This is a genomic window from Cellulosimicrobium cellulans, assembly GCF_006539945.1.
Classification (GTDB): domain Bacteria; phylum Actinomycetota; class Actinomycetes; order Actinomycetales; family Cellulomonadaceae; genus Cellulosimicrobium; species Cellulosimicrobium cellulans.
Genome location: NZ_BJNZ01000007.1, coordinates 74,462 through 93,552 on the forward strand (window position 1 = coordinate 74,462; position 19,091 = coordinate 93,552).

General features: G+C 70.7%; 21 protein-coding genes and 1 riboswitch. Of the genes, 9 read left to right on the forward strand and 12 right to left on the reverse strand.

Annotation, left to right across the window (positions count from 1 at the left end):
* Window positions 1-6 precede the first annotated feature (6 nt).
* The 3 genes from CCE02nite_RS07450 (at window position 7) to CCE02nite_RS07460 (ending at window position 2,948) form a co-directional block, all read left to right on the forward strand.
* A complete protein-coding gene (locus tag CCE02nite_RS07450) occupies window positions 7-657 on the forward strand; it encodes a YdcF family protein (protein ID WP_141389029.1) in 651 nt (216 codons plus the stop codon).
* Window positions 658-732: 75 nt separating this feature from the next.
* Window positions 733-1,944, forward strand: coding sequence for a DUF262 domain-containing protein (locus tag CCE02nite_RS07455; protein WP_141389030.1), 1,212 nt, complete (start codon window positions 733-735; stop codon window positions 1,942-1,944).
* Window positions 1,944-2,948, forward strand: a complete 1,005-nt coding sequence (locus CCE02nite_RS07460; RefSeq protein WP_141389031.1) for a hypothetical protein — start codon at window positions 1,944-1,946, stop codon at window positions 2,946-2,948. The genes CCE02nite_RS07455 and CCE02nite_RS07460 overlap by 1 nt, the downstream gene beginning before the upstream one ends.
* 267 nt (window positions 2,949-3,215) lie before the next feature.
* Here CCE02nite_RS07460 and CCE02nite_RS07465 read toward each other — a convergent pair whose 3' ends face one another.
* Together CCE02nite_RS07465 and CCE02nite_RS07470 are read right to left on the reverse strand one after the other, a co-directional pair.
* A complete protein-coding gene (locus tag CCE02nite_RS07465; RefSeq protein ID WP_255318704.1) occupies window positions 3,216-3,584 on the reverse strand; it encodes a hypothetical protein in 369 nt (122 codons plus the stop codon).
* Window positions 3,585-4,036: 452 nt separating this feature from the next.
* Window positions 4,037-4,492 (reverse strand): hypothetical protein, encoded by a 456-nt coding sequence (locus CCE02nite_RS07470; protein WP_141389033.1) that lies wholly within the window; start codon window positions 4,490-4,492, stop codon window positions 4,037-4,039.
* Between the two features lie 741 nt (window positions 4,493-5,233).
* Here CCE02nite_RS07470 and CCE02nite_RS07475 point away from each other — a divergent pair.
* A complete protein-coding gene (locus CCE02nite_RS07475; protein WP_141389034.1) occupies window positions 5,234-5,923 on the forward strand; it encodes a hypothetical protein in 690 nt (229 codons plus the stop codon).
* 94 nt (window positions 5,924-6,017) lie between these two features.
* Here the strand turns inward: CCE02nite_RS07475 and CCE02nite_RS07480 are convergent, their stop codons facing one another.
* Window positions 6,018-7,010, reverse strand: coding sequence for an L-lactate dehydrogenase (locus tag CCE02nite_RS07480; RefSeq protein ID WP_141389143.1), 993 nt, complete (start codon window positions 7,008-7,010; stop codon window positions 6,018-6,020).
* 310 nt (window positions 7,011-7,320) lie between these two features.
* On the opposite strand from CCE02nite_RS07480, the gene CCE02nite_RS07485 reads away from it, so the two are divergent.
* Window positions 7,321-9,072, forward strand: coding sequence for a glycosyl hydrolase family 18 protein (locus CCE02nite_RS07485; protein WP_141389035.1), 1,752 nt, complete (start codon window positions 7,321-7,323; stop codon window positions 9,070-9,072).
* Window positions 9,073-9,317: 245 nt separating this feature from the next.
* Here the strand turns inward: CCE02nite_RS07485 and CCE02nite_RS07490 are convergent, their stop codons facing one another.
* From CCE02nite_RS07490 to CCE02nite_RS07500, 3 genes are all read right to left on the reverse strand, one after another.
* Entirely contained in the window at window positions 9,318-10,013 is a 696-nt protein-coding gene (locus CCE02nite_RS07490; RefSeq protein ID WP_141389036.1) for a phosphatase PAP2 family protein, read from the reverse strand.
* The gene (locus CCE02nite_RS07495) at window positions 10,013-10,723 is read right to left on the reverse strand and encodes a phosphatase PAP2 family protein (protein WP_141389037.1); all 711 of its coding nucleotides are present in this window, start codon (window positions 10,721-10,723) and stop codon (window positions 10,013-10,015) included. The genes CCE02nite_RS07490 and CCE02nite_RS07495 overlap by 1 nt, the downstream gene beginning before the upstream one ends.
* Window positions 10,724-10,785: 62 nt before the next feature.
* Window positions 10,786-11,181, reverse strand: a complete 396-nt coding sequence (locus tag CCE02nite_RS07500; RefSeq protein WP_141389038.1) for a RidA family protein — start codon at window positions 11,179-11,181, stop codon at window positions 10,786-10,788.
* Between the two features lie 176 nt (window positions 11,182-11,357).
* Between CCE02nite_RS07500 and CCE02nite_RS07505 the strand changes: the two genes are divergently transcribed.
* Window positions 11,358-11,849: an NUDIX hydrolase gene (locus CCE02nite_RS07505; protein WP_141389039.1), complete on the forward strand. Its 492-nt coding sequence runs from the start codon at window positions 11,358-11,360 to the stop codon at window positions 11,847-11,849.
* A gap of 9 nt (window positions 11,850-11,858) precedes the next feature.
* Window positions 11,859-12,140 carry a hypothetical protein gene (locus CCE02nite_RS07510; protein ID WP_141389040.1) on the forward strand — a complete coding sequence of 94 codons (282 nt, stop codon included), beginning with the start codon at window positions 11,859-11,861 and terminating at the stop codon, window positions 12,138-12,140.
* On the opposite strand, the gene CCE02nite_RS20955 is transcribed toward CCE02nite_RS07510, so the two are convergent.
* From CCE02nite_RS20955 to CCE02nite_RS07525, 4 genes are all read right to left on the reverse strand, one after another.
* A complete protein-coding gene (locus tag CCE02nite_RS20955) occupies window positions 12,125-12,253 on the reverse strand; it encodes a hypothetical protein (protein ID WP_255318705.1) in 129 nt (42 codons plus the stop codon). The genes CCE02nite_RS07510 and CCE02nite_RS20955 overlap by 16 nt on opposite strands.
* Window positions 12,254-12,433: 180 nt before the next feature.
* Entirely contained in the window at window positions 12,434-13,180 is a 747-nt protein-coding gene (locus CCE02nite_RS07515) for an SDR family NAD(P)-dependent oxidoreductase (RefSeq protein ID WP_141389041.1), read from the reverse strand.
* A gap of 152 nt (window positions 13,181-13,332) precedes the next feature.
* On the reverse strand, window positions 13,333-14,565 hold the full coding sequence (locus CCE02nite_RS07520) for an acetyl-CoA C-acyltransferase (RefSeq protein WP_141389042.1): 1,233 nt from the start codon (window positions 14,563-14,565) through the stop codon (window positions 13,333-13,335).
* A gap of 117 nt (window positions 14,566-14,682) precedes the next feature.
* The gene (locus tag CCE02nite_RS07525; protein WP_141389043.1) at window positions 14,683-15,924 is read right to left on the reverse strand and encodes an acyl-CoA dehydrogenase family protein; all 1,242 of its coding nucleotides are present in this window, start codon (window positions 15,922-15,924) and stop codon (window positions 14,683-14,685) included.
* A gap of 197 nt (window positions 15,925-16,121) precedes the next feature.
* Between CCE02nite_RS07525 and CCE02nite_RS07530 the strand changes: the two genes are divergently transcribed.
* Together CCE02nite_RS07530 and CCE02nite_RS07535 are read left to right on the forward strand one after the other, a co-directional pair.
* Window positions 16,122-16,469 carry a VOC family protein gene (locus CCE02nite_RS07530; RefSeq protein WP_141389044.1) on the forward strand — a complete coding sequence of 116 codons (348 nt, stop codon included), beginning with the start codon at window positions 16,122-16,124 and terminating at the stop codon, window positions 16,467-16,469.
* Between the two features lie 9 nt (window positions 16,470-16,478).
* The gene (locus tag CCE02nite_RS07535) at window positions 16,479-17,147 is read left to right on the forward strand and encodes a hypothetical protein (protein WP_141389045.1); all 669 of its coding nucleotides are present in this window, start codon (window positions 16,479-16,481) and stop codon (window positions 17,145-17,147) included.
* A gap of 39 nt (window positions 17,148-17,186) precedes the next feature.
* Here CCE02nite_RS07535 and pnuC read toward each other — a convergent pair whose 3' ends face one another.
* Together pnuC and CCE02nite_RS07545 are read right to left on the reverse strand one after the other, a co-directional pair.
* Entirely contained in the window at window positions 17,187-17,897 is a 711-nt protein-coding gene (gene pnuC / locus CCE02nite_RS07540) for a nicotinamide riboside transporter PnuC (protein ID WP_141389046.1), read from the reverse strand.
* A 150-nt stretch (window positions 17,898-18,047) separates the two neighbouring features.
* Window positions 18,048-18,171, reverse strand: a riboswitch (FMN riboswitch).
* Between the two features lie 146 nt (window positions 18,172-18,317).
* Entirely contained in the window at window positions 18,318-19,088 is a 771-nt protein-coding gene (locus tag CCE02nite_RS07545) for a TetR/AcrR family transcriptional regulator (protein WP_141389047.1), read from the reverse strand.
* Window positions 19,089-19,091: the final 3 nt, after the last annotated feature.

Below are 19,091 nucleotides of genomic sequence, written 5' to 3' on the forward strand. Positions count from 1 at the left end.
TCGCCCATGAGCGTGATGGATGACGCCCAGATCCTCTGGGACTACCACCAACTGCACCACGAGCCCCGGAACACCGATATTGCGATCGGCCTCGGCAGCCACGACATCGGCGTCGCCGAGCATGCGGCAGAACTCTGGCACGAAGGTCGCTTCCCGCTCATCGTATTCACCGGAGCAAACGCGCCCACGACCATCGACGTGTTCCCTCGTGGTGAAGCAGTCCACTATGCACAGCGCGCACAAGATCTAGGGGTACCTGCAGACGCCGTCTTGACGGAAACACGCGCAACCAACACCGGGGAGAACTTTGTTCTTACGCGCGAGTTGTTAGATCGACTTGGAATTAGACCAGCGTCGGCCACGGTCTTCACTCGGCCATACCAACAGCGCAGGGCGATTGCTACCGCGAGGAAAGTGTGGCCCGAAATCGACGTTGTTGGCGCGGCTCGCGCACAATCCCTTGAAGGCTACATCTCCGATCTCAATGATGCGGAGCGCGTGCTCAATATGCTCGTGGGAGACACTCAGCGGATCTGGCTATATGCCGAGAAGGGCTTCGCGGTTCCACAGCCCATGCCTGAGGTAGTGCGCGAAGCGTATGGACGCCTTGTTGAGGCAGGCTACACAAGTCGGTTGATTCGCGAGGAAACAGAGTAGAATGGTGAAGAACCAAGCAACACGAAGCGAGCAGAGCTGCTCGCCGCAACTGAACCGCAGGCACTTGGAGATTTCATGACCGCAGAACTTCTTCCAGGGGAAAGGCTCGATCTGAGTGACCCGAAACCACCAGAAGCGATCCACGTATCTGACGAGGACATCGTAGCTCGATACACGAGCGGAGAGATCCGAATCGTAACCGACCAGGCGCGGACGCAGCTTGCCGAGCTTCCGACCGTCCTAGCGTCGGGACGCTGGGAACTTCAGCCGGATTTCCAGCGCCGAAGCCGATGGGACGCTGGGAAGCAGTCCAGGCTTATTGAGTCGTTCATCATGAACGTTCCCGTACCGCCGATATTTCTCTATGAGTATGAGTACTCTAAGCACGAAGTGATGGATGGGCTTCAAAGGCTCACGGCGCTGGACGCCTTCTATGGCAATCGTCTTCGACTAACGGGTCTTGAGTACTGGAAGGAACTTGAGGGCCGCACTTACGACGAGTTGCCTCTACAACTCCGTCAGGGTATTGATCGACGTTATCTCTCTAGCATCGTCTTGCTGTATGAAACTGCGCAGAATGCGGCGGAAGCTGAGCGCTTGAAGGAGTTGGTCTTCGAGCGCATCAATAGCGGTGGTGAGCGTCTCGAGAGGCAGGAGTCACGAAACGCGCTTAGCAAGGGTGTGCTGAATGACGTTCTGCCCAAGCTCGCGAGGACGGCAAGCTTTTGCCGGATGTGGGGAATCCCCGAACCGGATGCCGAAGAAGTCGCCACTGGTCGGCTTGCGCCGGAGGTGCTGCAAAACGAGCGGTACCGCCAGATGGAGGACGTCGAGATGGTCCTCCGCTTCTACGCGCACCGTCAGCGCGGCGCGGACGTGCCGAGGAGGCTTGGAGACCTGCTCGACGAGTACTGGCGTTCGGCGAACCAGAACTACTCCCTTGGACTGGTCGAGGAGATTGGTAGCATCTTCGTCGCTACGTCAAACCTTGCTGAGAACGTACTGGGTGAGCGCGCGTTCTTTATCCGGCGGGATCGCAACGGTGTGCGCTCCTGGGTGCCGCGACCTACGCTTCTTGCCTACGACTCAATTATGGCCGCGTTCAGCAAGTTCCTTGCCCACGCCGAAGTCCTCATCGAAAAGAGCGCGATCGTACGGGCCGGCTTGGAGCGCCTATACGACGAGAACGCGGCTTCGTTCGACGGCCGCCGCACCGACCCGATCGATGTGGCTCGCCGTGACGAACTGATCGAGTCATTCCTTCAAAGCGTGGTTGACGAGCAGTAATGCGCGTCGCGTTTGAGCCACTGGCGCTTGCCCGGCAGCGCCTGGCTGAGGAGTTCGATCTTTACGATCTGATTGTCGAGTCGATTGATAACGGGCGAATGCACACAGGGGGTGCCGCGCAGAAGTTGGCCCGGACCGCGCGGCGTTCTCTCTACGTGAACGTGATTATCGGCTGTTACGGTTTGATCGAGCAGACGATCGACTTACTGGTAACGGCCACCGCGGAGTTGTATGGCAACATCTACCAAGCCAACGAGCGGCTGCCCGAAGTGGTCAAGACCAGTCATCGAGAACTTCTTCTCCGGTGTCTTGTCGAGGGCGATCGGGCACGAACCAGGAGTGCGGTCGCCGAACGCGTGGCCATCGCCGCATTGTCGGCCGAAACGTCAGCTGCGGTTTCCCTAGTCGGGGCGGTATTTACGCATTCGACCGCGAATTACCGGATAGGTCAGATCCGGGACTTGTTCAGGCGGCTGGATGTCTCTCTGGATGATCGGCTCAAGCCAGACGATCTGACGGTGCTCGATGCTCTCGGGTTTTCTTCATACGAGTCGTTTCTTGAGGACCTAGTGTCGCGGCGTAACGAGCTCGCACACTCATACAATGATGATGGCATCCTAGATCGTGCTGCGCTCAAGAATGTGTCGCTCGTGACGATTGAGTTTCTCGATAAGGTCGCCTCCTTCGTTGGGGCAGAAGTGCTCATAAAGTTGGCAGAAGAGTCGCTCGTCGCGATCGGTCAAGTCGTTAGGTACTGGACAGGTCGCCTCGGAGTCGTCGTGACTTCCGGCTCGCTTAAAGTCGGAGATCGACTCACGATCGTCAAGGGGGATCGTGTCGCTGTACTAGAGGTAGAGTCTCTGATGAGTGAGGATGTCGCGGGATCAGAGTTTCACTACGCGGATGCGGCATTGAACGTGTCAGTTGGCACGTCGGGAGCGTCCGAGTGGATGGTTTCTGGACGGGCATATTCGCTTCCGCATGACTGGCGCGACGTTTGGTAGAGCGAGGGATGGTCGTTACTGGTAGCTGGAGGAGCTCTGCGCGCGCCCAGCAAGCTCCGAAGTCGTGAGGAGTTTCCTTACTGACTCAAGGCGCGGCTCCGCCGCGCGGCCGCCGTCCGGCGGGGCCCCGCGCTCCGCTCGCAAGCTCGCTGCGCGCACCCCGCCGGGTCGCCAGCCGCAACGACGAAGGCGGCTCCGGAGCTCGTCCGGAACCGCCTCACGCCTTGCACTTCACCCTTCGTGCCCGTCGCCCGTCGCCACTCGTCTTCACGCCATGCTCGACCACCACGCCTCATCCCGCGATGCCGTCTCCAGCGCCTCTCTACGAGCTCGGACGTGCTCGGTGAACCGGTCTGGGAGGCGGACGGCGTGGTCCTCTACGTAGTGCCGCAGGCCTTCGGGCCAGACGAACGTCCCGTCCGTGAACTCGAGATTGCCGTTCCGCTGTCCGCACATCCGGCACGTAGACCAACCCATGTATGCCCGGGCGACGTGACCACGAGCGAGGTAGTCGGTGACCATCTCGCGATCCTCGGCGTCCCACTCGGTGTCGACGAAACGGGCCGGATCAGGCCAGCCCGGTCGCGTGTGCGGCCCGTCCCAGTAGCCGATGACCGTCAGGGTCGTGTTGTGCACCTGCATCACCTCTCCATCCGGCCCCGTACCGACAGCCGAGCATCCGGCCGGCTCCGGCCCGCGTCAAGGGCGCCTGCGGCGTCGCTGCGCGATGGCCTACGGCCACCCTTGACCCGGACCTCCGCCGACCTCCTGTGCTCCGCTATCGGTTCGGCGCCTCCGAGTGTCCCCACCGCGGTGCGCTGCACGAGTCCACCGGTATGCCTCCGTTTTGACCGCCGCACAGGTGCCGCCGACCACAACCCGGTGCGAGGTGCGTCCATGCGACGGTGCAGGTCAGAGGCAAATTCCGGCGTTGTCGACCGAGGGCATGGAAGCGGACCATCCAAGCCCACCGCTACCGCCACCGAAGGGCCTCGACCGCAAGATTCTGCGGTCGGGGCCCTTCGCCGTGCGGAGGTCATGAGAACTCACCTCTGTGACGCTCGGCGACCGCCGCTCCCGCCGCAGAGTCAGTCGGGCGGCGACGACGCCGTAGGTCCCGCGTCACGTGCGTCTGCTTCGCGCCGCTGCCGGCTCATCTCCAACTGCGCCGCCACATGACGGGCGATGGCCCACATCAAGCCGTAGCAGACGGCCACACCCGCGGCGCCAGAAACGCTGCCCCACAGCCGCAGCGCGTAGTACGTCGCCACGAGGGCCAGCACCAGGGCGCTCGAACCGATCACGATCCGAAGAGTCGTCTTCTCGTCGGCCTCAGGGTGCAACTTCCGGTTCCGCGCTTGCTCCCACATCAGTACGAGCGTCCCTGGAGTCAGTGCGGCGAGCCAGAAGACGACCATCGCCGGTGGAGCCTGAATGATGAGGGCCGCGACCAGCAACGGTGGTCCCAGCAATGGATAGGCCCACAGCCGAAAAGACCTGTTCCAGGCGTTCATCCGGTCGAACCAGGCCGGCTGATCTGGCACTTCAGCCCTCCTGGCATCCAGGCCGACGCGGCAGCCGACGGCTGCACCCTAGCGGAAGGGTAGCGGTCCGGCCCCGGGTCGAGAGCCGAGCATCCGCCCGGCTCCAGGCCGCGCGAGTGCGTCCACGGCGTCGCTGCGGGATGTTCTACGGCCACCCGTGCGCGGACCTCCGCCAGCCTCCTGCGTTCCGTCATCTCCAGCGCAACGGGTCCCGCCACCAGAAACCGCCGAGGGGCCCGACGATCCGGGCATCAGCCTCGCGCACGCGTCGGCGCAGTTCGCTGCCGGCACCAGATGGCGCGCGACGAACGAGGTTCTCGAGGGTGTCGCGCGTCTCCGCGAGGGGCCTGAGGTACCCGCAGCACTCCCAGATGCCGCAGCTCGTCACGGGCGGCTCGATCACTGCGCGGGCTCGCTCCCAGACGGTCAAGGCGACGAGGGTCGACCCGCGTGGCAGGCCGGTCTGGCGTTCGTATCGGAGGACTGCGGCTCGGGCTGACCCCGACAGATCCGCGCCGCCGACCGTGGGCCGTCGCGTCGGTACCCTCGGACGTTCGAGCAGAGGAGCTTCTGCGCGTAGCAGAGCAGGACGTCTACGCGGCATTTCCCTTCGGCGTGATGTGCATGGCGACAGAGTAGGGCAGTTGGGCTGTCGAGACCGCGGGAACGGCGTCAACGACAGACTGATCGTCCCCGGGAAACGGATTGACCGCCGGGTGATGCCGCGGGCACGGTTCTCGGGTGACAACGCTGCGGGTCGAGCCGGTGCTCGAGGTTCTCGGAGGCACCGAAATCGAACTCTGGCCCGTCGTCGGGCGTGACGGCTTCTGGTACCTGGCCTTGCACGGTGACCTGACCGAACGTGAGGTGGGGACAGCGGTGCACCAGATCCTGCGGTGGTTCTACACCGACGACGAAGGCGATCCTGCATCGACGGTCGAGGAGTACCTCGCTCGCGCGCTGGCCCCGTACGACGCCGACGATGCTCGGCCGTTGGCGATGGGCGGCATGCAGTTCACTGACACGGTCACCGGCTCGACGATCCTGCCCGGCTGTTGCTACTCGATCGACGAACGCTCCGAGCTTGTCGACGTGCTGGGTGGGAGGACGGCCACCTGCTGGTTCGGGCACGACCCCGACGCGGTTCTGACGGTCCGCGACGGACTCGTCGAGATCGTCCAGGACGCGCAGGACCTGAGTCGACCTGTCCTGCGGTTCCCCCTCGACCAGGTGCGCGTTGCACTCGCCCGTGCCGAGGAGGACCTTGATCGGTTCTGCGACCTCGTCACGACCTGGGCTGCTGAACACACCCCGGCACATGCCGACGCGCTGCCCGCGGGAGTTGCCCGGGCCTTGAGCGCTGGATCGCATCGCAGCACCGACGATGCGAAGGCCTGGACCGACACGTCGGCTGATCGCTCAGGCTCGTAGCTGCCGCTCGTGAAGTGCCTCGTGCCTCGTCGGCGGGGCTCCGTCGTCCGTCTCGGTCATGCAGATGTGCGACCTCGTGCCCTCAGGACGTGTCTCAGAGCCCGACCTGGCCCACCGCGGCGCGCAGTGCGTCGGCCGACCGGTGCAGCGCGGTGAGCTCGGCGTCGGACATGGGCGTCGGTAGCAGGGTTCCGGCGCCGTCGTGGCTGACCATGGTCGGGACGGAGAGGCACACGTCGTCGATGCCGCGGTACCCGTTCACGAGCGAGGAGACCGGCATGATGCGGTGCTCGTCGTTGGTGATCGCCTCGACGATGCGGGAGGCGGCGAGGCCGATCGCGTAGGCGGTGGCGCCCTTGCCGGCGATGATGTCGTATGCGGAGTGGACGACGTCGTGCGCGATGGCGTCGCGGACCTCCTGGGTCAGGGGTTTGCGCCCGTCGAACGGGTCGAGCTCCAGGAGCGGCATGCCGCCGATCGTCGCGGACGACCACAGCGGCACGGCGGTGTCGCCGTGCTCGCCGGCGACGTAGGCGTGAACGTTCTGCACGGCCACGCCGACGTGGTCGGCGATGAGGTACCGGAACCGCGAGGAGTCGAGCACGGCGCCGGAGCCGAGCACCTGCGCGCGCGGCAAGCCGGAGTACCGCAGGGCGGCGTACGTGACGACGTCCACAGGGTTGGTGACCATGAGATAGGCGGCCTGGGGCGCGACCTCGACGAGCTGGGGCATGAGCGTGCGCGCCAGGCCGACGGTCTTGGCCGCGAGGTCCATGCGCGTCTGGCCGGGCTGCTGCTTGGCTCCCGCGGTGACGACGACGACGTCCGCACCCGCGCACACCGCGACGTCGTCGGAACCCTCCACGCGCGCCATGGGCATGAACTGGATGCCGTGCGCGAGGTCGAGGGCCTGTGCGCGGACCTTGGCCGTGTCGACGTCGTACAGGACGACCTCGCGCGCGGCCCCGCGGATCAGGACGGCGTAGGCCAGGGTCGCCCCGACAGAGCCAGCCCCGACGACGGCGACCTTCGCCGTCGTGCCTGTCTGGATCCCGCCTGTCCCGGTTCCCGTCTCGCCGGTCTGGATGTCGCTCCGCTCCTGCCTCGCCGCAGTCACTCCCTCGTCGCGTGCGTCGCATGAGAAGTACGGGCCGCTTCCAGGCTAGGTCGTCTCGGCGGACGGGCGCGGGGAGCGTGTGATCGCCCGTCGGCCGTGCAGGCGCCCGTCGACTCCTGGACGGGTGTCCACCGGCCCCGAGTCGGCCGTCCAACGCAGCAATCTCCGCGAGGCGAGTTTCGTTCGGACCCTGGCGTAAACGCTAGTGACCCCGGTATCTTGCAGGAGACCGAACAAATCCCGGGATCCCCAGCCCGGGCCGAAGAGCAACGAGGCCTTCATGAACGATCGATCGACACCCAGCGCGGCCTCCTCGGGCCGCTCGCTCGCCAAGACCTCGCCCGCACCGACCGCCCGCTCGCGCGTGGTCGCGGCCACCGCCGTCGCCGGGGCGCTCGCCCTGACCGCGGCGACCTTTGCGTCGCCCGCCGTGGCGGCGCCGCAGCCCGCGGCGAAGCCGGCGGCGTCCGTCGCCGGGCCGTCGGACATCAACGGGTTCCGCAGCGTCGGCTATGTCATGGCCGACTCGCGCGTGACCCGCGACTTCCACGTGGTCGACCTCCTCCGCACCGGCGCGATCGAGGACCTCACGCACATCAACTACGCGTTCGGGAACGTCACGACCGACCTGGTGTGCGACATCGCCGACGTCCCCGGCGAGGGCGACCCGCTCAACGACTTCGTCGCGCACGTCGCGGCCAAGGACTCCGTCGACGGCAAGGCCGACAAGCCCGGCCAGAAGCTCGCCGGCAACTTCAACCAGCTCAAGAAGCTCAAGGCCGTCAGCCCCGACACCAAGATCCTCATCTCGCTCGGCGGCTGGACCTGGTCCGACAACTTCTCCGAGGCGGCGTCCACGGCCGAGGGTCGTACGCGGCTCGTCGACTCGTGCCTGGACCTCTACATCGACGGCAACCTGCCGGTCGTCGACGGCAAGGGCGGCCCGGGCGCCGCGGCCGGCATCTTCGACGGCATCGACATCGACTGGGAGTGGCCGGTCACCGGTGGCGAGACGGCGAACGCCCGCCCCGAGGACAAGGAGAACTTCCTCCTCCTCATGGAGGAGTTCCGCACCGAGCTCGACGCGCGCGGCGCGGCGAACGGCGAGGACTACCTCCTGACGGCGTTCGCGCCGGCGGGCGGCTGGAACGCCGGCCAGGGCGGCTGGCTCGACCCCCGCCTGTTCGCGGTCGTGGACTTCCTCAACGTCCAGGGCTACGACTTCCACGGCGGCTGGGTGCCGAACCAGACGGGCCACCAGGGCAACCTGCACCCCGACGGCACGCAGAACTGGGGCCTCGGGCTCGACGGCGCGCTCGGCATGTACGTCAACGCGGGCGCGGACCCGTCGCAGGTCAACGCCGGCCTCGCCGCCTACGGCCACGGCTGGTACGGCGTCGAGGACGGCTCGCAGGGCTGGCAGCCCGCCGCGGGCTACGTCGGCACCAAGACGTACGCGGAGCTGCGCTCGTTCGACGGCGAGCAGTACTTCGACCCGGAGATCGGCGCGAGCTGGCTCTACGACGGCGACCAGTGGTGGAGCTACGACGACCCGGCGTCGGTCACGGCCAAGGCCGAGTTCGTCGCGACGCAGGGCTACGGCGGCGCGATGTGGTGGGACCTCTCGGGCGACTACCGCAACGAGCTGGGTGACGCGCTGGGCTCGACGCTGCGTGCCGCGACCCCCGGCCCGGGTGTGGCCGACGAGTGCGCGGTGCCCTGGTACGGCACGGGCGTCTACACCGGAGGCGAGGTCGTCTCGCATGAGGGCTCGGAGTACAAGGCCCAGTGGTGGACCCGCAACCAGGAGCCGGGCTCGTCGTCCGCGTGGAAGAAGATCGGTCCGTGCGGCACGGCGCCCGAGGTCGCGATCGCGGACTGCGCCCCGGCGTGGTCGCGCGAGGCCGTCTACACCGGCGGCCAGACCGTCTCCCGCGCCGGCGTGAACTACACGGCCCAGTGGTGGACCAAGGGCGAGCTGCCCGGGTCCGTGACGTGGGGCTCGTGGGACCCGGTGGGCCTCTGCGCGTGACCTGACGGGTCGCCCGGGCGCGCGCATCGCCCGGACGGCCCGGCACGACGACGGCGGGACCGGTCTCAGGACCGGGCCCGCCGTCGTCGTACGGGGACGGGGGCACAGACCAGGCCTCTACTTCGTCCGACCAGGCCTCTACCTCGTCCGACCAGGCCTCTACTTCGCGGGACCAGGCCTCTACCTCGTCCGACCAGGCCTCTACTTCGCGCGGACGGGGTTCTCTTGCGCGGTGGGCGTCGCCCTCAGCGCTGCGTGCGGACGTCGCGGCGCAGGTAGTTCCAGGCGAGGACGCAGCAGACGATGCCGTTGATCAGGCCCATCACGACGTCGGCCGGGCCGTGCGCGCCGCGGTAGAGGCGAGACATGCCCACGGCGAGCGGCACGAGGCAGCACAGGATCGTGACGACGACGCGCAGCGCGGGGTTCGTGATGCGCTGCGCGAGCAGCGCGAGGGTCAGGTAGAAGGCCGCGGACGCGCCGGTGTGGCCGGAAGGGAAGCTCGAGGTCGGCGGCGCTTCGTCGAGCCGCGAGACGTCGGGGCGCTCGCGCCCCACGACGATCGACGACGTGAGAAAGATGAGCGCCTGGAGCGCGACGGCGAGCGCGGGCACGACGGCGAACCACCATTGCCGCGTGCGCCACCACACGAGCAGGATCGTCAGCACGGTCCCGCCGATGATGAACTCGGTCGTCCCGATCAGCGAGAACACGTCGGTCACCGAGTCCCCGAGGGGCGTGCGCCGCTCCTCCAGCCAGCGGTTCACCCCGACCTCGCCGGGCAGGTCGCCCAGCGGACCCGTCACGAGGAACCCGGTCGCGACGATGAGCACCCACAGGACCGCGCCGGGGAGGAACGCCCGGAGACCGACGTCGCGCAGCACCTCCTTCGCGGTGGGTCGGGTCGTGTCGAGCTCGTAGCGGTGCACGAAGGGATGCATCAGACCTCGTTCCTGGGAGCGGAGCCGGAAGGGCGGGCGGTCCGGGCGGACGTCCACCCGTGGTAGCCGACGGCGGACGCCCCTGCGACGGCGCCGCCGAAGAGGATGCCGCCGACGACGTCGGACGGGTAGTGCGCGCCGAGCAGCACGCGGTCGGCCGCGGTGACGAGCGCGAGCACGGTCGCGCCGCTCACCACGGCCACGCGACCACCGCGTCCGAGCAGCGGCCAGACCAGCACCGTGAGGCTCACCCCGACGGCGGCGGCGTTCATCGCGTGCCCGGACGGGAAGCTGGACCCGGGGACGACGGTCACCGCGTCCTCGACGACGGGACGCGCGCGGTCGACGAGCTCCTTGGCGCCGAGGCCGAGCGCCCACGCGCCCCAGATGGTCCCCGCGGCCCAGGCTGCGCGAGACCCGAGGCCGCGCCGCCGCCAGGCCCAGAGGCACACGCCCATCGCGGCGAGGTTCATCCACCGTGCGGCGAGCACCTCCTGGCCCACGAGCAGCGTGCGTTCGAACGCGGGCCGTTCGCCGGTGAACCGGGTCGCCGCGGCGACGGCGGCACGGTCGGCGTCGACGACGAGCCCCGACTCGGCGCGCACGAGCCACGCGAGCACGAGGACGGGGACGGACGCCGCGACCCCGTACGCCGCTGCCCGACCCAGGGCGCGCCCGAGCGAGCGGCGGGGGACGGGGTCGGCGGGCACCCCCGGACGGTAGCCGGGGGCACGGTCGCACGCTCGTGGAGAGGGGTGTCAGCCGGGGCGGCTCACGCGGGCAGCGCCGCGACGGCCTCGATCTCGACGAGCGCGCCGGGCCGGCCGATCCCGACCCGCAGGACCGTCACGGCGGCCGGGTGCGGGCCCCAGACCTCGCCGACCGCGGCGAAACCCTCCATGAGGTCGGCCTCGGGGTCGAGGTAGACGGCGAGCCGCGCGACGTCCTCCGGCCCGGCGCCGGCCTCGGCCAGCACGGCGAGGACGTTGCGCAGCGCCTGCGCGGTCTGGGCCGCGATGCCCCCCTCGACGATCGCGCCGTCCGCGTCGGTGCCGTTCTGGCCGCCGACGTAGAGCGTGCGACCGGTCTCGACGATAGTGCCCTGGGAGAACGCCGGGTTGCGGTGCAGCCCGGCCGGGTTGAGGTGCGTGACGCTCGGCGTGGTCATGGTCGTCCCCTCCTGCGTTCTGGTCCTGGGACGGCCGACGCTACGCCGCGCCACCCACAGCTCCGGGCGGGGCGGACACCGGTTCTCCGCCCCGGAGCGGGCTCGCGGCCCACCCGGCGGTGCGGCGGCGACGGTCCCGACGGGCCGTCCCGCCGTCGGCTGTGTAGGAAGGAGGGGTGAAGCAGTCAGCAGGGCTCGTGCTCTACCGGTTCCGTGACGACGTCGTCGAGGTGCTCCTCGGGCACATGGGCGGTCCGCTGTGGGCGCGCAAGGACGCGGGCGGCTGGACGATCCCCAAGGGCGAGGTGGAGCCGGGCGAGGACGGCCACGCCGCGGCGCTGCGCGAGTTCGCGGAGGAGCTCGGCGTCCCGGCCCCTACGGCGGAGGCACCCGACCTGGACCTCGGCACCGTGCGCCAGCGCGCCGGAAAGCTCGTCGCGGCGTGGGCGCGCGAGGCGGACCTCGACGTCACGGCGATCTCCAGCAACACGTTCGCGCTCGAGTGGCCGCCGCGCTCGGGGCGGATGCAGGAGTTCCCGGAGCTCGACCGGGCCGGCTGGTTCCCGCTCTCGCGTGCCCGCGGGCTCGTCGTCGCGGGTCAGGTCCCGCTGCTCGACCGCCTCGAGGAGCATCTGGCGGACGCCCGCGACCGTGCCGTCGAGCCGTAGGCTCCGGGCGTGGCGCTGTATCACTACGGACTCTCGAAGCCGCCGCGCAACCAGCGGCGGCGCCGCTGGTGGGCCGTCGCCATCTTGTTGTTCTGCGCCCTGCTCGCCCCGTTCACGGTCCTGGGAGCGGTCCGGGGATGGGCCGCGGGCGACGTCGGCGACGCGCTGGGGCTGACGATGGTCTCGGTCCTCTGCCTCGGCGGCGTCGCCAGCGCGGTCTGGGCGCTCGTCGACTCGTTCCGCCGCAGCGGGCCGCACCGGGACGGGGCGGGAGATCAGCCGAGCAGGTAGGGCGCCGCAGCGAATCCCGCGGCAAGGCCGACGAGCGCGACGGCGACGGCGGACAGGTGCGAGTGGCGCGCGCGGCTCGCGGTGCGGCGGGCTGCCTCGGTCACGGTGGTCATGACGGTCCTCTCGTCGGGGGCGGTTCCAGGGAGAGAGACCGCGCCCGACGCGATCCATGACGCGAATTCGGCCGACCTCGGCGCGATCTGCGTCACACCGCGGCGACCGAAGCGCGCCAACCCTGGTGCAGCATCGTGCACCAGGGCTGGTCGGCTCGCGCGCCCAGGCGCGTCAGGAGCTCACCAGGCGACCGGCCCGGCGGCGCTGAGGAACGCGCCCGACGCCGCGTCGTCGGGCAGCCGCGCGGCCCGGACGACGACCTGCGCCGCCTCGGCGGGCGTGGTGGGGGCGTGCTCGCGGTTCCCGGGTGCGAGGTCGGTCTGGACCCACCCGGGGCACACCGACGTCACCTTCACGCGCGTCCCCGCCAGGTGCTTCGCGAGCGAGACGGTCACCGCGTTGAGCGCGGCCTTCGACGCCTGGTAGGCGGGGACGACCATGCCGAACCAGGGCGAGTCGGGGTCCTGCTGGTCGGTCAGCGAGCCCATGGTCGACGAGACGTTGACGACCCGGCCCGCCGTCGAGCGTTCGAGCAGGGGGAGGAGCTCCTGGATCACGGCGACCGCGCCGAACACGTTCGTCCGGAAGGTCCGCTCGAACACCGCGGGGTCCGCGAAGCGTGGCGTCTCGTCCCCGCGCCCGGACGTCGCCTCGGGCAGGATCCCGGCGTTGTTGACGAGGACGTCGAGGTGGTCGTGGCGCGCGGACAGCTCGGCGGCCGCCGCGCGGACGCTCGCCGGGTCGTCGACGTCGAGCGTCACGCCGGACACGTCGAGGCCGCGTGCGCGCAGGGCCGAGACCACGTCGCGGACGGCGTCCGGGCGGCGACCGGCGAGAACGACGGTCGTGCCGTCGGCCGCCAGCGCCTCGACGACCGCGAGCCCGAGCCCGCGCGTGCCGCCGGTGACCAGGGCGATGGACTGCATGGGTGCTCCTTCGGGAGTGGTGGTGCCGGCGTTCGACCGGCACCACCACTCTCGCCGGGCCCGCGAGAGGAGTCCGGCGGCGATCGGACGTCGCATCGCGACGCCACCCGCCGGGTCGTCAGGCGCCGGTGAGGCGCCAGGGGGGCGGGCTGTCAGGCGCGCAGGATCAGTGCGTCGCCCTGCCCGCCGCCGCCGCACAGCGCCGCCGCGCCGATGCCGCCGCCCCGGCGCTTCAGCGCGAGCGCGAGGTGCAGCGCGAGGCGGGCGCCGGACGCGCCGACGGGGTGGCCGAGCGCGATCGCGCCGCCGTCGGCGTTGACGACGTCCGCGTCGATGCCGAGGTCCGCGACCGACTGCAGCGCGACGGCGGCGAACGCCTCGTTGATCTCCACGAGGTCGAGGTCCGCCGCGGCGATCCCCTCGCGCTTCACGGCGGCCTCGATGGCCCGCGCGGGCTGGGAGTGCAGCGAGTTGTCGGGCCCCGCGACCTGGCCCGCCGCACCGATCTCGGCGAGCCACGGCAGGCCGTTGCGCTTCGCGAAGGCGCGGCTCGCGACGACGACCGCCGCCGCGCCGTCGGACAGGGGCGAGCTCGACCCGGCGGTGATGGTCCCGTCCTGCACGAAGGCCGGGCGCAGGCGCTCCAGGGCCTCGAGCGTCGTGTCGGCGCGCACGCCCTCGTCGTGCTCGACGACGACCGGCTCGCCCCGCCGCTGCGGCACCTCGACGGGGGCGATCTCCTCGGCGAGGCGTCCGGCGTCGCGCGCCGCGGCGGCCCGCTGGTGCGAGCGCAGCGCGAACGCGTCCTGCTCCGGGCGGCCGATGCCGCGCGTCGTGCAGCCGCGGTCCGTGAGCTCGCCCATGACCTCGCCGCTGAACGGGTCGTTCAGGCCGTCGTGCGTGAGCGAGTCGGCCATCGTCACGTCCCCGAACGCGAACCCGGAGCGCGACCCGACGACGAGGTGCGGCGCGTTCGTCATGGACTCCTGGCCACCCGCGACGACGACGCTCGCCTCGCCCGTGCGGACCAGCCGGGCCGCGTCGATGATCGCGGTGAGGCCCGAGAGGCACAGCTTGTTGATCGTCACGGTGGGCACGTCCCAGCCGAGGCCCGCGAGGATCGCGGCCTGGCGCGCGGGGCCCTGCTTGGCGCCCGCCTGCACGACCTGCCCGACGATCACCGTGTCGACCTGCTCCGACGCGACGCCCGCGGCCGCGAGCGCGCCGCGGATCGCGTGCGCGCCGAGCTCGGCGGCCGACAGCGAGGCGAGCGCGCCGCGGAAGCGCGCGAACGGGGTGCGTGCGCCGTGCAGGAGGACCGGGGTGACCTCGTCCTCGGGGGTGACGGCGGCGGCGTCGGGCAGGGGGCTGGCGTCGGTGCTCATGGGACTCCGATCCGGGGAGGGCGGGGAGACGGGGAGAACAGGAAGGAGCCCCGGCGCCGCGAGGAGGGGCGAGCGGCGCCGGGGAGCGGGGGGGGAGGGCGTACGCCCTCGGGACCGTCAGACGAACGCGGAGACGCCCGTGATGTCGCGCCCGACGATGAGCGCCTGGACCGACTCGGTGCCCTCGTACGTGTGCAGGGCCTCGATGTCGGCGAAGTGCCGCGCGACGCGGTTCTGGAGCAGGATCCCGTTGCCGCCGAGCAGGTCGCGCGCGCTCGCGGCGACCTCGCGCGCCCCGCGGGTGCACGTGTACTTCGCGAGCGACGCCTGCGGGCCGGTGAGCGTCCCGGCCTCGTCGAGCCGCGTCATCTGCGCGACGAGGAGCTGGAGCTGCGTGATCGTCGAGAGCATCCGCGTGAGGCGCTCCTGCACCATCTGGTTCGCGGCGAGCGGGCGCCCGAACTGGACGCGCTGCTTCGCGTACGCGACCGCGGCCTCGTAGCACGCGACCGCGTGCCCGACGGCGGCCCACGCCACCCCGAGGCGCGTCGCGAAGAGGACGCGCGAGGTGTCCTTGAACGACCGCGCGCCGGGCAGGGCGTTCTCGGCGGGGACGAACACGTCGTCGAGCACGACGTGCGCCTGCCAGATCGCGCGCAGCGACACCTTGCCGGTGATGGTCGTGCCCGTGTAGCCCGGGGTGTCCTGCGGCACGACGAACCCGTGGACCTGGTTGTCGGCGTCATCACCGACCAGCCGCGCCCACACGACCGTGACGTGGCCCGACGACCCGTTGCCGATCCACTTCTTCTCGCCGTTCAGCACGTAGCCCTCGACGCCGTCGCGCGTCTCCTTGCGCGCCGTCGTCTCGAGCGAGACGGAGTCCGAGCCGTGGGTGGGCTCGGTGAGCGCGAACGCGCCGAGGATCTCCCCGCGCGCCATGGGCTCGGCGTACTTCGCCCGCTGCTCGTCGGAGCCGAGCATCTGGATGCTGCGCAGCGCGAGACCGCCCTGGACGCCGCAGATCGTCGCGACGGAGCCGTCGCCCCGCGACATCTCCATGGCGGCGAGGCCCGCCCCGAGCAGGCTCACGTGCGGGCGGCCCTCGACGTCGACGCCGTCGCGGAGCAGGTCGAGCTCGCCCATGCGCTTGACGAGGTCGAACGGGGCCTCGGCGCGCTCCCAGTAGTCGTCGATGACCGGGAGCACCTCGTCCTGGACGAACTGCCGGACGCGCTGCTGGTGGGCGCGGTCCTCCTCGGTCGCGTCGGCGAACGCGCCGGCGTAGTCGAGGTCGAGCGGGGTCGCGAGGTCGTAGGTGGGCTCGGTGACGCCGGGCATGATCGGGGTGGTGGGCATCGGTGCTCCCCTGGGAGGGCGGCTGCGGTCGGTCGTGCGCGACCGGCTCCGGCGCGGGTTCCCGGGTGCGGGCCCGGCGTCGGCGGCGGTCTCTCCCATAGTGCAGCGATACCCGGTCTCAGTCAATCTGAGACGGCGTATCGCGTCGGTCCTGGTGACGCCGTGCGGCCCAGCGGCTGCGGTCCTACCGTCGAGAGATGGTTCTCGACCTGTTCGTGACGATGCACGTGCGCGACCACGACCCGGCGCGCGACTGGTACGTGCGCCTGCTCGGCTCGGAGCCGACGTTCGTCGCGACACCCACCGAGTCCGTGTGGGAGCTCGCCGAGCACCGGTGGCTCGTCGTCGAGCAGGTGCCGGAGCACGCCGGGCACGGCGTCGTCACGGTGTTCCGCGACGACGTCGACGCCTTCCTCGCGGCGGCGTCGGACCGGGGGATCGAGCCGGACCGGCGCGAGACGTACGAGGGCGGGGTCGTGAAGATCGTGTTCCGCGACCCCGACGGCAACGAGGTCGGGCTCAGCGGCGCGCTCCCGTCGTCGTAGGGTTCACGCGTGACGACGACCGGCCGGGTGAACTGGGACGACGACGCCTCCGCGGGCACATGGATCGCGGAGCGGCTCGGGGAGTTCGGTCCGCGCGTCGACGGCACGGTCCCGCGCGGGTACGCGGCGTACGCGTGCGTCCCGCACCCGGGCTGGGACGACGACGTCACGCTCGCGACGCGCACCGACGCCCTGGCCGCGGCGCTCGCACCCTTCACGGGCGACCAGGCGGTGCACCTCGCCCTGTGGACGGGCCACGCGTTCCTCTACGACCACGGGACGGACCCGCGCGCGAGCTCGGGCGTCGCGCCGCTCGTCGGCTGGCCCGAGGACGAGCCGCGCCCGACCGCGGAGGAGATCGAGCGCGCGGTCGCCGAGGCGTGGGAGCACCTCGCGCCGACGCTCGTCGAGCGCCCCGCCGCACTGATGCTCCTGCTCCCGCACCGCGAGCACCACCTGTGGACGGGCACGCTCGCCGACGCGGGCGCGTTCCGCGACCACGACCAGCCGCCGAACCTGTGGTGGCCCGAGGACCGGTCCTGGTTCGTCGGGACGGAGATCGACGCCGCCGCGACCTACGTGGGCGGGACCGAGGCGCTCGTCGAGGCGCTGTGCGCGGACCCGGCGCTGCGCGCGAGCCGCGCGGCGCCGTCGGACCTGATGCTGTTCGAGGACTGACCGGCGGCCACGGCTGCTGCCCCGCCACGGGCAACCGGGTCAGGCGGGCGCGCCCGCCGCCGCGGCGTCCGCCTCGGCGGCGGCTGCCGTGCGGCGGTTGATGCGCCACCACACGAAGAACCCGACGAGCGTGAACGCGCCGTAGAACACGTACATGAAGGCCGACGCGTAGAAGCCGGCCGAGATCAGCAGCGGCACGCCCACGACGTCCACCGCGACCCAGATCAGCCAGAACTCGACCCAGCCCTTCGCCATGCCGTACGTCGCGAGCAGCGAGCCCATGAAGATCCAGGCGTCGGCCCAGACGGGCTCGTACGACTCGAGCGCGCGGAACACGGGGGTGAGCAGCGCCGTCCCGCCGACGAGCGCGACGACGAGGAACGCGCGCTGACGCCACGACGCCCAGCGCGGCACGACGGCGACGCCGTGGCTGTCCGCGTCGGCGTCGCCCAGCCGGGCCTGGGTCTTGCGCCACTGCACCCAGCCGTACACCGACACGACGACGAACATCACCTGGCGGCCCGCCTGGCCCAGCAGGTTGACGGGGTTGGGCGTCGCGAACACCGCGCCGAGGAACACGGTGAGCAGCAGCAGGTTGCCGACGATGCCCACCGGCCACGCCCACACCTTGCGCCGCATGCCGCCCAGCGCCGACGCCAGGCCGAACCCGTTGCCCACGATCTCGCGCCACAGCAGGTGCTGGTCGCCGATCGTCAGCTGCGCGTCGAACAGCGCGTGGATCAGGTCCATCGGATGTCCTCGTCCTCCCGGGCACGTCGGCTCCGGGGTGAGGGCGGGCGGCGGGGCCGGGCCACGAGGGCCCGACGGCGTCGCTCACCACGGCGGGGCCGCTCCCCGTCGTGCGGGCTCGCCGGAGCCCGGCCGAGGACGGCCGCGCCGCACGTGCTTCCTCCCATCCGGACTGTCACCGTCGGTCCTGGAGTTCCACCAGGTCAACCGCGCGTGGGCGCGGGTCGCGGACTGTCACCGCCGGCTCGGAATTGCACCGACCCCGGAGCACGTTCGTGCGTACTGCGTTCTGCAACCGCCGATGCTACCTGCGCATTCCCGACGCCGCGGCGATCGGTCGCTCGACGCGAGATCGGCACGTCCGACCGAGGTCGGCAATCGCGATGACCGAACTCGGCAGAAGCTGCCGATCTCAGCTGGTCACGCGAGCGCGTCGCGTACAGCGCGCGCGATGTCGTCCGCGACGCCCTGGGCGTCGGCCCCGGCGTCGACCACGGTGACGACGACGCGGCGTGCCGTGCCCGCGCCGTCCCCGGTGCTGTGCCGCTCGGCCGAGCCACCGTCGCCGTCGGTCGCGGCGTACCGGCCGACGGCCGCGCGGCGCAGGTCCGCGAACGCCTCCTCGAGGTGGGGGCGCAGGTCCTGGTCGGGGGAGCGCAGCCACCGGCGCAGGAGCGCGTTGTGCACGGCGACGACCGACGCGGCGAACGCGATGGACGCGGTGGAGCGGCGCTCGTCCGGCGGGAGCGCGTCGCGCAGGTACGCGGTGAAGGCGCGCTCGTAGCGATGGGTCGTGACGAGCTCGCGGTCGCGCAGCGCCGGCACCTGCTGGAGGAGCTGCCAGCGGGCCAGGGACGTCTCGCGCTGCCCGACGTGGTGGTCGAACACGAGCCGCGCCGCGCGGCAGACCTCGACGTACGGGTCGACGGCCGGGTCCGGCGTGAGCCGGCCCTCGGCGTCGGGCACGGGCCGCGTCGCGGCGAGCATGACGACGACCTCGTCGAGCAGGAGCTCGTGGTCCGCGAAGACCACGTCCTCCTTGGAGCCGTAGCGACGGAAGAAGGTGGCGCGGCTGACCTGGGCGGCGTCGGCGATCTCCTCGACGGTCGTCTGCTCGTAGCCCTTGCGGGTGAAGAGCTCGATCGCTGCGTCGACGGCCTGGGCATGGGTGCGGCTGCGGACGTCGGTCATGCA

Coding starts and splice junctions, on each gene's coding strand:
- CCE02nite_RS07455 (WP_141389030.1), top strand. CDS start 733: ATGACCGCAGAACTTCTTCCAGGGGAAAGGCTCGATCTGAGTGACCCG.
- CCE02nite_RS20955 (WP_255318705.1), bottom strand. CDS start 12,253: ATGACCACCGTGACCGAGGCAGCCCGCCGCACCGCGAGCCGCGCGCGC.
- CCE02nite_RS07530 (WP_141389044.1), top strand. CDS start 16,122: ATGGTTCTCGACCTGTTCGTGACGATGCACGTGCGCGACCACGACCCG.
- CCE02nite_RS07520 (WP_141389042.1), bottom strand. CDS start 14,565: ATGAGCACCGACGCCAGCCCCCTGCCCGACGCCGCCGCCGTCACCCCC.
- pnuC (WP_141389046.1), bottom strand. CDS start 17,897: ATGGACCTGATCCACGCGCTGTTCGACGCGCAGCTGACGATCGGCGAC.
- CCE02nite_RS07515 (WP_141389041.1), bottom strand. CDS start 13,180: ATGCAGTCCATCGCCCTGGTCACCGGCGGCACGCGCGGGCTCGGGCTC.
- CCE02nite_RS07525 (WP_141389043.1), bottom strand. CDS start 15,924: ATGCCCACCACCCCGATCATGCCCGGCGTCACCGAGCCCACCTACGAC.
- CCE02nite_RS07450 (WP_141389029.1), top strand. CDS start 7: ATGAGCGTGATGGATGACGCCCAGATCCTCTGGGACTACCACCAACTG.
- CCE02nite_RS07500 (WP_141389038.1), bottom strand. CDS start 11,181: ATGACCACGCCGAGCGTCACGCACCTCAACCCGGCCGGGCTGCACCGC.
- CCE02nite_RS07460 (WP_141389031.1), top strand. CDS start 1,944: ATGCGCGTCGCGTTTGAGCCACTGGCGCTTGCCCGGCAGCGCCTGGCT.
- CCE02nite_RS07485 (WP_141389035.1), top strand. CDS start 7,321: ATGAACGATCGATCGACACCCAGCGCGGCCTCCTCGGGCCGCTCGCTC.
- CCE02nite_RS07490 (WP_141389036.1), bottom strand. CDS start 10,013: ATGCATCCCTTCGTGCACCGCTACGAGCTCGACACGACCCGACCCACC.
- CCE02nite_RS07545 (WP_141389047.1), bottom strand. CDS start 19,088: ATGACCGACGTCCGCAGCCGCACCCATGCCCAGGCCGTCGACGCAGCG.